The organism is Pseudomonas sessilinigenes, from assembly GCF_003850565.1.
Taxonomy (GTDB): Bacteria; Pseudomonadota; Gammaproteobacteria; order Pseudomonadales; family Pseudomonadaceae; genus Aquipseudomonas; species Aquipseudomonas sessilinigenes.
Genome location: NZ_CP027706.1, coordinates 3,962,574 through 3,974,565 on the forward strand (window position 1 = coordinate 3,962,574; position 11,992 = coordinate 3,974,565).

Below are 11,992 nucleotides of genomic sequence, written 5' to 3' on the forward strand. Positions count from 1 at the left end.
CATGCCAGGCCGGCCGCGGGTTCAACCTTGCAGGACTTCCTTCACCGCGGCTACCGCGCGCTCCACATCGCTCTTGTTCATCGCCGTGAACATTGGCAACGACACGATCAGGCGACCAACCCGTTCCGCTACCGGGAACATTCCTTCCTTGAAGCCGCGCTCGCGGTACAGGCTCAGCAAGTGAATCGGCGGATAGTGATAGCCGATGCCAATTCCCCGTTCCTGCATCTGCTCCATGAAGGTGGCACGTGCGGGCTTACCGTCCTTGCGCTCCGGCAGTACCAGCTGGAACAGGTGCCAATTGCTGTTGTTGAAGTCCGCTGGTGGCAGCTGGGCGCCGTAGCGCTCCTGGAAGTCGCTGCCGAAGCATTCGAAGTAGTGCCGGGCCAGTTCGCGACGATGGGCAGTGATCGCCTCGATATGGGCGAACTGTCCGAGGCCGATGGCGGCGGCAACGTCGGTCATGTTGAATTTGCCACCCAGTACATCCACGTCCAGGCCGTCCTGGCCACTGCGGGTTACCCCTTGCAGGCGGTACTTCTCGGCCAGGCGCACTTCTTCCGGTGTATTGAGCACCAGGCAGCCGCCTTCGGAGGAGGTGACGTTCTTGTTGGCCTGGAAGCTGAAGGACACGAAGTCGCCACCGGCGCCGATGCGCTGGCCGTTCCAGCTCGAGCCCAGGGCCTGGGCGGCATCCTCCACCACTCGCAGGCCATGCTTGCTGGCCAGGGCATACAGGCGGTCCATGTCTACCGGCAGGCCGGCCAGGTAGACCGGGATGATGGCCTTGGTGCGTGGGGTGATGGCAGCTTCGACCTGGGCCAGATCGATGTTGCGGGTCACCGGATCGATATCGGCGAACACCGCAGTGGCGCCCACTTCGAGGATCACGTTGGCGGTGGCCACCCAGGAGATGGGCGTGGTGATGACTTCATCGCCAGGGCCGATGCCGGCGATGCGCAAGGCGATCTCCATGGTGCAGGTGCCGGAGTTGAAGGTACGCACCGTACGCCCGCCGAAGAATTCCGAGAGCTGGGCTTCGAAGGCCTGGACCTTGGGCCCGCTGGTGATCCACCCCGAGCGCAACACATCGCCGACGGCGGCGATGGTGGACTCATCGATGGTGGGTTTGGAGAACGGCAGGAAAGGTAGTTGGCTCATGACGATGGGACACCCGATAAGCGGACGATAAGAGCATGGGTTGAGGCGCACCGGGCTTGGTGCGTTGACGCTGCGCATGATGGTCCCGATTGTCCCGGGATGCTAGAGCGTCGATGGGCAAAATCGACTGCTATGCTGCTTGGCACCCAGTCGCATCGACGCTGAGCGCCGTTTATCGGAGGAGCCTGCCATGTCCCGGTCGCCATCCCTGAGCCAGCTACGTGAGTCCAACGCATTTCTCAACCGGCACCTGGGGCCCGATGCCGAGGAGCAGCAAGCCATGCTTGCCAGCCTTGGGCTCGGCAGTCGGGTCGAGTTGATCGAGCAGACGGTGCCGCCGGCCATCCGCTTCAATCGGGCACTGGACTTGCCAGCGGCTCTCGACGAGGAAGCGGCCCTGGCCCGGCTCAGGGGTTATGCCGCGCAGAACCAGGTCTGGACCAGCCTGATCGGCATGGGGTACCACGGCACACTGACCCCGGGGGTGATCCTGCGTAATGTGCTGGAGAACCCAGGTTGGTACACCGCCTATACCCCTTACCAGCCAGAAATTGCCCAAGGCCGGCTGGAGGCCTTGTTGAACTTCCAGCAGATGACCATCGACCTCACAGGCCTGGACCTGGCCAATGCCTCGCTGCTGGACGAAGCTACCGCGGCGGCCGAGGCCATGGCCCTGGCCAGGCGCGTGGCCAAGTCCAGGAGCAACCGGTTCTTCGTCGATGAACACTGCCATCCGCAAACCATCTCCGTCGTGCGCACCCGTGCCGAGGCCTTCGGTTTCGAGCTGATCGTCGATACCGTGGACCGGCTGTCCGGGCATGAGGTCTTCGGCGCTCTGCTGCAGTACCCGGACACCCACGGCGAGATCCGCGACCTGCGCCCGTTGATCGAGCAACTGCACGCTCGGCAGGCCCTGGCTTGCGTCGCTGCCGACCCGCTGAGCCTGCTGGTGCTGACCCCGCCCGGCGAGCTGGGCGCAGATGTGGTGCTGGGCTCGTCCCAGCGTTTTGGCGTACCCATGGGCTACGGTGGGCCCCATGCCGCATTCTTCGCCTGTCGCGACGAGTACAAGCGGGCCATGCCCGGGCGCATCATCGGTGCCTCTCGCGACGCCCGGGGCCAGGTGGCCCTGCGCATGGCCCTGCAGACTCGCGAGCAGCATATCCGCCGCGAAAAAGCCAACTCCAACATCTGTACCGCCCAGGTCCTGCTGGCCAACATCGCCGGCTTCTATGCGGTCTACCATGGCCCGCAGGGTCTCAAGCGCATCGCCCAGCGCGTGCATCGGTTGGCCTGCATCCTCGCCGCTGGGCTCGAACGCCACGGCATTGTCCGGGTCAACCGGCATTTCTTCGACACCCTGACCCTGGAAGTAGGCGGTAGCCAGACCGCGATCATCGAGAGTGCCAGGGCGCAGCGGATCAACTTGCGGATTCTCGGGCGTGGCCGGCTGGGCCTGAGCCTGGACGAAACCTGCGACGAGAACACCGTCGCTCGGTTGCTGGATATATTCCTGGGGGCCGATCACGGACTGGACGTAGCCGCGCTGGATGCCGAGGACCTGGAGTCCGGATTACCCGCCGAGTTGCTGCGTCGCACCCCGGTGTTGAGCCATCCGGTGTTCAGTGCCCATCACAGCGAGACCCGCATGCTGCGCTATCTCAAGCAGCTGGAGAACAAGGACCTGGCGCTCAACCAGTCGATGATCCCCCTGGGTTCCTGCACCATGAAACTCAACGCCAGCAGCGAGATGATCCCCATCACCTGGCCGGAGTTCGCCCAGTTGCATCCTTTCGCGCCCCGGGAGCAGGCGACTGGCTACAAACTGATGATCGACGAGCTGGAACGCTGGTTGTGCGCGATCACCGGTTTCGATGCCATTTGCATGCAGCCCAACTCGGGTGCCCAGGGCGAGTACGCCGGGCTCCTGGCCATCCGCCGCTATCACGAGAGCCGTCAGCAAGGGCAGCGCAATATCTGCCTGATCCCGTCCTCGGCCCATGGCACCAACCCGGCATCGGCGCAGATGGCCGGGATGCAGGTGGTGATCGTCGAATGCGACGAGGCAGGCAATGTCGACCTTGCGGACCTTGCGGCCAAAGCCCGGGAGGCTGGCGAACAACTGTCATGCCTGATGGCCACCTATCCCTCGACCCATGGCGTCTATGAAGAAGGCATTCGCCAGATCTGCGAAGTCATCCACCAGCATGGCGGCCAGGTGTACATGGATGGCGCCAACCTCAATGCCCAGGTGGGCCTGGCCCGGCCCGCGGACATTGGCGCCGACGTCTCCCACATGAACCTGCACAAGACGTTCTGCATTCCCCACGGCGGCGGTGGCCCGGGCATGGGGCCGATCGGCGTGCGTGCCCACCTGGCGCCCTTTGTCGCCAACCATCCGGTGGTGCCGATCGACGGCCCGCTGCCACAGAACGACGCGGTCAGTGCGGCGCCCTGGGGCAGTGCGAGCATCTTGCCCATCAGTTGGATGTACATCGCCATGATGGGGCCGCAGCTGGCCGACGCCAGCGAGGTGGCGATCCTGGCGGCCAACTACCTGGCCGTCCAGCTCAGTGGCGCCTTCCCGGTGCTCTACAGCGGGCGCAACGGTCGCGTGGCCCATGAATGCATCCTCGATTTACGACCACTCAAGGCCCTGACCGGCATTACCGAGGAAGACGTCGCCAAGCGCCTGATGGACTACGGCTTCCACGCCCCGACCATGTCGTTCCCGGTACCGGGAACATTGATGGTCGAACCCACCGAAAGCGAATCCAAGGCCGAGCTGGATCGTTTTGTCGAGGCCATGCTGAGCATCCGCGCCGAAATCGCCCAGGTGCAGGACGGCCATTGGCCGGCCGAGGACAATCCGCTCAAGGGCGCACCCCATACGTTGGCAGATATCACTGGGGTCTGGGCGCGTTCCTACAGCATCGAGCAAGCGGTGCTGCCCAGCGCCCATGCCCGGGCCCACAAGTACTGGCCCGCGGTGAACCGGGTGGACAATGTCTACGGTGATCGCAATCTGTTCTGTGCTTGCGTACCGCTGGAGGCTTATCGCTGATTCGCTGTTGGTGCGCGGACAAAAAAACGCCGACCCCAGGGTCGGCGTTTTTCCTATCGGCCATCTCTGGACCCGGTTTACTCCTGGGCGACGGCATTCTTCGCCAGGATGGCGTTGGCCAGTTCCATGTCGGTGGCCTTGAGGCCGGGATTGTCGGCACGGACCTTCTGCATGGCGGCTTCGAGGTAGGGGCCACGGATACTGCCGTTGCTGGCGACGAAGCTGCCGGCATCGTCCTGGGCGGCGACGATCAACTTGTGGTCCTTGAAGGTCAGGTAGGTAGAGCCTGTGGTCGCACCGGAGGAGATGACGTTGCGCCAGAAGGTATCGGCCATTGCCGAACCTATGGGCAACGACAGCAGGGCAAGTGTGACGACAGCTATTTTCAGACGCATGATGGGTGACTCCGACTAGGGGGAATTACACCGTTTGATTCTAGATTCCCTGGCTGAGTTCCGTAGCCTGTCAGTCTAGGTTTTCGACCAGCAGGATGCTTCCTTCCTGGCCGATCACCCGGACCCGGGCGCCCACCGGCGCGTCTGCACCCTTGGCAATCCATACCCCGTCGGCAACCTTGATCCGCCCCCGGCCGTTGGCGATGGCCTGGTGCACGACGAAGGTCTTGCCGATCAGCTCCTGGCCCCGCAGGTTGAGGGTCGGCTGGTCGCTGGTTCGAATCACGCGGCGTTGACGGTACCACCAGTACAGGGCGGTCAGTACCGATACCAGGCCGAACAGCAAGACCTGCGCTTCCCCCGGCAGGCCCGGGAGCAGGAAGGCCAGCACCCCGACACAGGCTGCCGCCAGGCCGATCCACAGCAGGTAGCCGCCAGCGCCAAACACTTCGAGGATCAACAGGACGGTGCCCAGGGCCAGCCAGTCCCAGAACGACAGTGCTTGCAGGAATGTCGCCATGGAGCCGGCCTCAGGGTTTCTTGCCGTCGAACGTGGCCTTGACGATTTCGCCGATGCCACCCACCGCGCCGATCACCTGGCTGGCCTCCAGCGGCATCAGGACCACCTTGCTGTTGTTGGCCGAGGCCAGCTTGCCCAGGGCGTCGACGTATTTCTGGGCCACGAAATAGTTGATGGCCTGGACATTGCCATTGGCGATGGCCTCGGACACGACTTGGGTTGCCCTGGCTTCCGCTTCGGCCTGGCGCTCCCGGGCCTCGGATTCGAGAAACGCCGCCTGGCGCTCGCCTTCTGCTTCCAGGATCTGCGCCTGTTTCTTGCCTTCGGCGGTGAGAATGGCGGCGGCCCGCAGGCCTTCTGCCTCCAGGATTTGCGCGCGCTTGACCCGTTCGGCCTTCATCTGCCCGGACATGGCGGCCATCAGGTCGGCCGGTGGGCTGATGTCCTTGATCTCGATCCGGGTGATCTTGATGCCCCAGGGCGCGGTGGCCTCGTCCACGGTCTTCAGCAGTTTCTCGTTGATCGCATCGCGTTGGCTGAGCATCGCATCCAGCTCCATGGAGCCGAGCACGGTACGGATGTTGGTCTGCAGCAGGTTGCGCACGGCGTGCTCGAGGTTGTTGACCTCATAGGCGGCCTGGGCGGTATTGACCACCTGGAAGAAGCACACGGCGTCGATCTGCACCGTGGCGTTGTCGGCGGTGATGACTTCCTGGGGCGGGATATCCAGCACGTTCTCCATGACGTTGATCTTGCGCCCGATGCGGTCCATCACTGGAATGATGATGTTCAGTCCCGGCTTGAGGGTGTTGGTGTAGCGCCCGAAGCGCTCCACGGTCCACTGGTAGCCCTGGGGTACCACCTTGAATCCCATGAACACCAGGGCCACGGCCAGGGCGACGAAAAGTAGCAGCACGCTTGTGATCTGCATCAGGCTCACCTGTTCATCTATGGGTCAATGGGGTCTCGGCCTTGGCTTCACAGTTGGAAACGCGTGACCGAGGTCTGCAGGGTGGCAACCGAACTCTCCATCTGTTCCACCGTGAGGATCAGGTCGCGCATGGCCTGGCTGTTGCGCCGGGCCACCTCGCTGATCATTTCCACTCGCTGGGCGACTTCGCCGCTGGCCTTGGACTGTTCGCCGATGGTGTGGGAGATCTCCTGGACCATCAGCGCCGAGCGCTGGGCTCCCTGGCGGATCTCGTTGATCGAGGTGCCCGCCTGCTGGGCCATGTTCACCCCGTCGTTCACCCGGCTGACTCCGGTCTGCATGCCGCTGACCGCCTGTTCGGTGGTTTCCCGGATGCGTTGGATCATGCCGGTGATCTCCTGGGTCGATTGCGCCGTACGGGCCGCCAGGTTGCGCACCTCGTCGGCGACCACGGCGAACCCGCGCCCGGCCTCGCCGGCCCTGGCAGCCTCGATGGCGGCGTTGAGCGCCAGCAGGTTGGTCTGTTCGGCGATGCTGTTGATCACCTGGATGATCGAGTGGATTTCTTCGGAGGACTGGCCCAGGGCGGTGATGCTTTCAGAGGACTGGTTGACCGCCTCGGCAATCTGGCTCATGCCGTCCACCACGCCGAGTATCACTTGGCCGCCGCTATCGGCCAGGGATTCGGACTGGGACGAAATGCTCTGGGCATTGCGCGCATGTTCGGCGACCTGGGCGATATTGCTGATCATCTGTTCCATGGCTGCTGCCATGTCGGTGGCGCCATCGGCCTGCTCGCTGGCCCCGTCGGCGATGTGCGACGAGGTGCCGCTGAGGCTGTGGGAGCGGCCGCGCAGTTCCTCGCTTTCATGGCGGATGGTGGTGATCATCTGCCGTAGGTTGTTCTGCATTTCGCCCAAAGCCTGTTGCAGTTGGCCGGCTTCGTCATGGCTGTCGACGCTGATGCTGCGGGTCAGGTCGCCCTGGGCAATGGCCCGGGCCGTGGCCACGGACTTCTCCAGGGGCTTGAGCACGCGGTTGAGCAGTTGCCGGGTCAGCAGGCACAAGGCCAGCGCGGCGCAAAGGCTACCGCCGATCAGCCACCCGGCGGCCTGGCGTACCGCCGTTTCGCTGCGGGCGCGGGTCTGGGCGCTGCTGGCTTCGATCTTGCTGCTCAGGGCCTCGTTGCGGGTTTCCACTTCAGTGAACCGCTGGGAAAACTCCGGCATCTGCAGGCGCGCGGCCTGGGGATCCTTGAGGGCCAGCCCGGCAATGTCCTGTGCGGCCCGGATGTAGTTCTCCAGCACCGGCTGCAGTTCACCGATGGCCTCGCGGATCTCCGACGCCAGTGGCAGCCGGGCATTCTCGGCCAGGGACTTGCGGAACCAGTCGCCGTGCTCGCGCAGGCTGTCGCGCACTTCGTTGCCCGCCGCTTCATCACCAGGCTGGCTGCTCAGCGCTTGCAGCACATCGGCCCGCAGGGCGTCATGCATCATGTCGGCTTCCAGGTGGTTGCGCAGGGCGCTGGCATTGAGTTCGTTGTCGTGCAGGGCGCTGGCCAGGCGCGACTGGCCCCAGAGACCGATGCCGGCCACCAGGGCGATGGCCAGTAGGCTGATGGCGCCCGAGGTGATCATGTTCTGGCGGATGTTCATGCCCGGCTCCTTGCACGTTCTGGCTGTGCCTACAGCGTAGTCCAGCCCTAGAGGCGCGCTTTGGCGGCGCTATCGGGACTCGTTACAGGGCGTGACCCGCAGGGCTTCCTCCAGGCTGGTCAGCCCTTGTGTCACCTGGTACGAGGCGGCCAGGCGCAGGCTGCGCATACCGTCGGCAGCGGCCTGGCGGCGCAGTCCGGCCAAGTCGAGGTCAGGCTGGATCAGGGGCTTGAGGGCATCGTTCATGCGCAGGATTTCATAGACCCCGACCCGCCCTCGGTAGCCGGTGCCTCGGCACTCGACACAGCCAATGGCGCAGTAGGCGTGCAGGGGTACCGGCAGCCGCTCGGCAGGCGCCAGGCTCTGCCATTGGTCCGCGTTAAGATCCACAGGTTGCTTGCAATGGCCGCACAGGGTACGTACCAGGCGCTGGGCCATGACCCCGATCAGCGTGGCCTTGATCAAGTAATGCGGTACGCCCAGCTCCAGCAGGCGGCTGATGGCGCCCGGGGCGTCGTTGGTGTGCAGGGTGGACAGCACCAGGTGGCCGGTCAGCGCGGCCTGGATCGCGATCTCGGCGGTCTCCAGGTCGCGGATTTCGCCGATCATGATGATGTCCGGGTCCTGGCGCAGCAGGGCGCGGACGCCGCTGGAGAAGTCCAGGTCGATGTTGTGCTGCACCTGCATCTGGTTGAACGCCGGCTCGAGCATTTCGATCGGGTCCTCGATGGTGCAGAGATTGATTTCAGGTGTCGCCAGCTGCCTCAGGGTGGCGTAGAGGGTACTGGTCTTGCCCGACCCTGTGGGCCCGGTGACCAGGATGATGCCGTGGGCCTGGGTGGTCATGGCCTGCCAGCGCTCCATGTCCGCGCCGGAGAAGCCCAGCTGGTCGAAGTCCTTGAGCAGGACCTGGGGGTCGAAGATGCGCATCACCAGTTTCTCGCCGAAGGCCGTGGGCAGGGTCGACAGGCGCAGCTCGACTTCGTTGCCCGATGGCGTGCGGGCCTTGACCCGACCGTCCTGTGGGCGGCGTTTTTCCGCGACGTTCATGCGCCCAAGGCTCTTGAGGCGGCTGATGATGGCCAGGGTCACCTGGGTTGGAAACGCGTAGACGTGGTGCAGCATGCCGTCGATGCGAAAACGCAGGTTGCCCTGTTCGCGGCGAGGTTCGATATGGATGTCACTGGCTCGTTGCTCGAAGGCGTACTGGAACAGCCAGTCGACGATATGGACGGTGTGGGCGTCGTCGGTGTCCGCTGCCGGGTCGCTGCTTCCCAGCTTCAGCAACTGCTCGAAATCGCCCGGAGTACTGGCTCGCTGCTCGTTGCTGGCGCCACTGACCGATCGCGCAAGGCGATAGAACTCCTGGGTCAGGCGGCGGATCTGCGCCGGGTTGGCGATCACGTGTCTTATGGAGCGCTTGAGAACGTGGGCCAGGTCGGCTTTCCAGGCCGTGACGTACGGTTGGGCGCTGGCCACCGTCACGCTTTGGGCATCCACGGCCACTGCGAGGATTGCATGTCGCTGGGCAAAGGCGCAGGACATCAGGGGCGTGATGCTGGCCGCATCGATCTGCAGCGGGTCGAGGTGCAGGTAGGGCAGGCCAGCCTGGCGAGCGAGCAAGGCCGTGAGGCTGTCCAGGTCCAGGCTGTGGCCGGGGCGCTGCAGGTCCGGCAACTGGCGGGCGGCGATGGTTTCCAGCGGATGCGAGGCGATGTCGGTTGCCAAGTGGCGAGCTGTCATCGCCTGTTCGGCGGCGTCCTGGCTGATACGGCCCTGGGCCAGCAGGTCGCGCAGTAGTTCGGTCAGCTCCAGCCAACGGTCCTGGGGAATGTGCACGGCGGCCATGCTGGCCTCCTTGGGCTATGGACGAGGCGCGGTTGCCCAGCCACGAACAGCCAAGGATAGTCAGCCCAGGCCGGGAGCCTGTCGGCCAAGGGTTGCAGGGTTTTACCGGGGATCAGCCTGCGGCTTGCAGGCGCGATGGCTCAACCATTGCCAGTTCAACCGAGCTGACGCTGATCAGGTTGCGCAGCTTGTCCGCGATGACCCCGGCCCGATGCCAGCTCAAGCCATCGAGTTCCACCTCCACCTGCAGGGTCGACTCTTGCTGCTGCACCGAGACTCGCTGCGGAATCAGGAACTGCAAGGCGAAGTGGTTGAGTACCCGGCACAGGATGTCGGCTTCGATATCGGCCAGTAGCTGGTATTGCACGCGGCAATGGGCTTGGTTGGGGCTCCAGGCATCGGGGCGCAACGATTGGCCAGGGGTATCGAGAAGGGGCATGGCGATCTCCAGGTGAGTGGAGAAATTTTTACATTCGATTCCGGGTATTTCTTATCTAAGATGAGTCTGTTTTTATATTTATTGAATTGAATAATTCACATATATGCCTATTTGAGGATTAATCATGCATAGCGAGCTGGACGCTTATGATCGCCGGATTCTCGCGCTGTTGCAGGAAGATGCTTCGCTTTCCAGCGCACAAATCGCCGAGCAGGTGGGATTGTCCCAGTCGCCATGCTGGCGGCGGATCCAGCGTTTGAAGGACGAGGGGGTGATCCGGGGCCAGGTGACCTTGCTCGATCGCAAGAAGATCGGGCTGAACACGCAGATCTTTGCCGAGATCAAGCTCAATGCCCACGGCCGCTCCAACTTCACCGAGTTCACCGAGGCGATCCGTGGTTTCCCGGAAGTGCTGGAATGCTATGTGCTGATGGGGGCGGTGGATTTTCTATTGCGGGTGGTGGCGGCGGATATCGAGGCCTATGAACGCTTCTTCTTCGAGAAGCTGTCCATGGTGCCGGGAATCCAGGAGGTGAACTCGATCGTTGCCCTGTCGGAGATCAAGTCCACCACCAGCCTGCCGGTATTGCGCTGAGCGCCGTGGATCACATGCGCAGCAGGGTTTTCCACGCACGGTTCTGGAACACCGCGATGGCTTGCTGCTTGCGGGCGACCAGGGCGTCCTCGGTGATGGGCTCGTTGGCCAGTTGTGCCAGTTTGTTCAACTCGCCATAGAGACGATCCAGCTCGGGGATTTCCAGCACGCTGCGGGCATGGTGCAGCCAGGCCTGGATGCGCTCGATACGCGGCAGTTGCTCGGCCAGGTCTTCGGGCTGCTGCTGGTAGCGTGGCAGTTGCAGGGACGAGGCCTCATCGGCCAGCAGGCGCGGCAGCCAGCTGGAGAGTTGGGCGGCCCCTTGGCGATTGCCGCGGGTGTTGCGCTCGGCGGCCCAGGTACGGTCCAGCAGCCAACGCGAGGTGTTCAGCGAGAACAGGCCCCAGCGCACGTCCTGGAGTTCTTCGATGAATTGCTCTGGAGCGGCCTTGCGCACGTCTTCGTCATCCAGGCCGGCCTGCACCAGCGGGCGCCAGTCTTCCAGCAGGGCATCCAGGGCGCTGCGCAGTTCGGCGCTGGACTGGCGTGGCGCGGCCTGGCCCAGGCTGCTGACCAGGGCGCGCAATTCGGCGAGGCTGTCCACCCAATCCTGCAGCAGGCGCCAGTGGCCGTTGAAGCGGTACTGTTCGGCCAGGCGCTGGCTGCTGCCCAGTAGGTGCCAGGCGAGGGCGGCGAAGGCTTCGTCCAGCGACGTTTCGGCGCTCAGTTGCGGGGCTGGCAGGCTCAGGGAATAGCTGCCGGCATCGAACAAGCGGTAGCCGCGTTCGGCCTTGCTGATGTCGCAGGGCATCAGTGGCAGGGTGAGGGCCAGCTCCGCTGCCAGCTCCAGCAGGGCCGCCGGCTCGCCTTCGCGCAGTTCCAGCTCCAGTTCGCAGATTTCTTCCTTGTGCTTGCCGGCGATCACCTGGCCCAGGTCCAGGGCTGCCTCGATTACCACCTTGGCCTTGCCACGGCCCCAGGCGATTTCCGCGCGTTCGCGGACGAAATCGGTGGTGAACATCGGCTTGAGGGTTTTCTTGTCCAGTTCGGCCAGGGCCTCGGGCCAGCACTGGCCGTCGAGTTTCTTCAGGTCGAGCTTGGCCTTGGGCAGCTGCCAGTCGTATTCGTTGCGCTCGGACAGGCCGGCGACGCTTTGGCCACGGGTCTTGAGGGTCTGGATCACGACATCGCCATCGCGGCGCAGGCGCAGGGCCACCTTGGCCTGGGCCAGGTCGCGGTCCGGGGTGTCGAAGTACTGGTTCATCAGTTCACGGCGTTCCCAGCCACTTTTGTTGCGTTTTTTCAGGAGCGGGTGCTCGCGCAGGGCCACGAGGGTCTCGCGACTGGCACGGAGTTTGATTTCGGTTTCTTTCTGCATGGCCGG

Annotated in this window: 10 protein-coding genes and 1 pseudogene; 2 read left to right on the forward strand and 9 right to left on the reverse strand. The window is 64.0% G+C overall.

Annotated features, from left to right (window positions below; genetic code table 11):
- Positions 1–21: 21 nt before the first annotated feature.
- On the reverse strand, positions 22–1,161 hold the full coding sequence (locus C4K39_RS18300) for a DegT/DnrJ/EryC1/StrS family aminotransferase (RefSeq protein ID WP_068576035.1): 1,140 nt from the start codon (positions 1,159–1,161) through the stop codon (positions 22–24).
- Between the two features lie 190 nt (positions 1,162–1,351).
- Here C4K39_RS18300 and gcvP point away from each other — a divergent pair, with 190 nt between their 5' ends.
- A complete protein-coding gene (gcvP, locus tag C4K39_RS18305) occupies positions 1,352–4,225 on the forward strand; it encodes an aminomethyl-transferring glycine dehydrogenase (RefSeq protein WP_124347128.1) in 2,874 nt (957 codons plus the stop codon).
- A gap of 77 nt (positions 4,226–4,302) precedes the next feature.
- Here the strand turns inward: gcvP and C4K39_RS18310 are convergent, their stop codons facing one another.
- The 7 genes and pseudogenes from C4K39_RS18310 to C4K39_RS18335 all read right to left on the reverse strand — a co-directional run bounded on the left by C4K39_RS18310 (position 4,303) and on the right by C4K39_RS18335 (position 10,013).
- Positions 4,303–4,620: a DUF2388 domain-containing protein gene (locus C4K39_RS18310; protein WP_068576040.1), complete on the reverse strand. Its 318-nt coding sequence runs from the start codon at positions 4,618–4,620 to the stop codon at positions 4,303–4,305.
- A 70-nt stretch (positions 4,621–4,690) separates the two neighbouring features.
- The gene (locus C4K39_RS18315; RefSeq protein ID WP_068576042.1) at positions 4,691–5,140 is read right to left on the reverse strand and encodes an NfeD family protein; all 450 of its coding nucleotides are present in this window, start codon (positions 5,138–5,140) and stop codon (positions 4,691–4,693) included.
- A 10-nt stretch (positions 5,141–5,150) separates the two neighbouring features.
- The gene (locus C4K39_RS18320; protein WP_124347129.1) at positions 5,151–6,071 is read right to left on the reverse strand and encodes an SPFH domain-containing protein; all 921 of its coding nucleotides are present in this window, start codon (positions 6,069–6,071) and stop codon (positions 5,151–5,153) included.
- A gap of 47 nt (positions 6,072–6,118) precedes the next feature.
- The gene (locus tag C4K39_RS32265; protein WP_437179388.1) at positions 6,119–6,982 is read right to left on the reverse strand and encodes a methyl-accepting chemotaxis protein; all 864 of its coding nucleotides are present in this window, start codon (positions 6,980–6,982) and stop codon (positions 6,119–6,121) included.
- Positions 6,974–7,726: pseudogene (locus tag C4K39_RS32270) on the reverse strand (HAMP domain-containing protein); the annotation flags it as partial. The pseudogene C4K39_RS32270 and the gene C4K39_RS32265, both read right to left, overlap by 9 nt.
- 69 nt (positions 7,727–7,795) lie before the next feature.
- Positions 7,796–9,574 carry a type IV pilus assembly ATPase TfpB gene (tfpB, locus tag C4K39_RS18330; protein ID WP_124347130.1) on the reverse strand — a complete coding sequence of 593 codons (1,779 nt, stop codon included), beginning with the start codon at positions 9,572–9,574 and terminating at the stop codon, positions 7,796–7,798.
- A gap of 112 nt (positions 9,575–9,686) precedes the next feature.
- Entirely contained in the window at positions 9,687–10,013 is a 327-nt protein-coding gene (locus C4K39_RS18335) for an ACT-like domain-containing protein (RefSeq protein ID WP_068576050.1), read from the reverse strand.
- 124 nt (positions 10,014–10,137) lie between these two features.
- On the opposite strand from C4K39_RS18335, the gene C4K39_RS18340 reads away from it, so the two are divergent.
- On the forward strand, positions 10,138–10,608 hold the full coding sequence (locus C4K39_RS18340) for an Lrp/AsnC family transcriptional regulator (RefSeq protein WP_068576052.1): 471 nt from the start codon (positions 10,138–10,140) through the stop codon (positions 10,606–10,608).
- Between the two features lie 10 nt (positions 10,609–10,618).
- Here the strand turns inward: C4K39_RS18340 and C4K39_RS18345 are convergent, their stop codons facing one another.
- Positions 10,619–11,986 (reverse strand): CYTH domain-containing protein, encoded by a 1,368-nt coding sequence (locus C4K39_RS18345; protein WP_124347131.1) that lies wholly within the window; start codon positions 11,984–11,986, stop codon positions 10,619–10,621.
- Positions 11,987–11,992: the final 6 nt, after the last annotated feature.

What these genes read in the sequence shown, in the direction of transcription:
- C4K39_RS18300 (WP_068576035.1), bottom strand. Translation starts at nt 1,161, where the DNA reads ATGAGCCAACTACCTTTCCTGCCGTTCTCCAAACCCACCATCGATGAG.
- gcvP (WP_124347128.1), top strand. Translation starts at nt 1,352, where the DNA reads ATGTCCCGGTCGCCATCCCTGAGCCAGCTACGTGAGTCCAACGCATTT.
- C4K39_RS18310 (WP_068576040.1), bottom strand. Translation starts at nt 4,620, where the DNA reads ATGCGTCTGAAAATAGCTGTCGTCACACTTGCCCTGCTGTCGTTGCCC.
- C4K39_RS18315 (WP_068576042.1), bottom strand. Translation starts at nt 5,140, where the DNA reads ATGGCGACATTCCTGCAAGCACTGTCGTTCTGGGACTGGCTGGCCCTG.
- C4K39_RS18320 (WP_124347129.1), bottom strand. Translation starts at nt 6,071, where the DNA reads ATGCAGATCACAAGCGTGCTGCTACTTTTCGTCGCCCTGGCCGTGGCC.
- C4K39_RS32265 (WP_437179388.1), bottom strand. Translation starts at nt 6,982, where the DNA reads ATGCAGAACAACCTACGGCAGATGATCACCACCATCCGCCATGAAAGC.
- tfpB (WP_124347130.1), bottom strand. Translation starts at nt 9,574, where the DNA reads ATGGCCGCCGTGCACATTCCCCAGGACCGTTGGCTGGAGCTGACCGAA.
- C4K39_RS18335 (WP_068576050.1), bottom strand. Translation starts at nt 10,013, where the DNA reads ATGCCCCTTCTCGATACCCCTGGCCAATCGTTGCGCCCCGATGCCTGG.
- C4K39_RS18340 (WP_068576052.1), top strand. Translation starts at nt 10,138, where the DNA reads ATGCATAGCGAGCTGGACGCTTATGATCGCCGGATTCTCGCGCTGTTG.
- C4K39_RS18345 (WP_124347131.1), bottom strand. Translation starts at nt 11,986, where the DNA reads ATGCAGAAAGAAACCGAAATCAAACTCCGTGCCAGTCGCGAGACCCTC.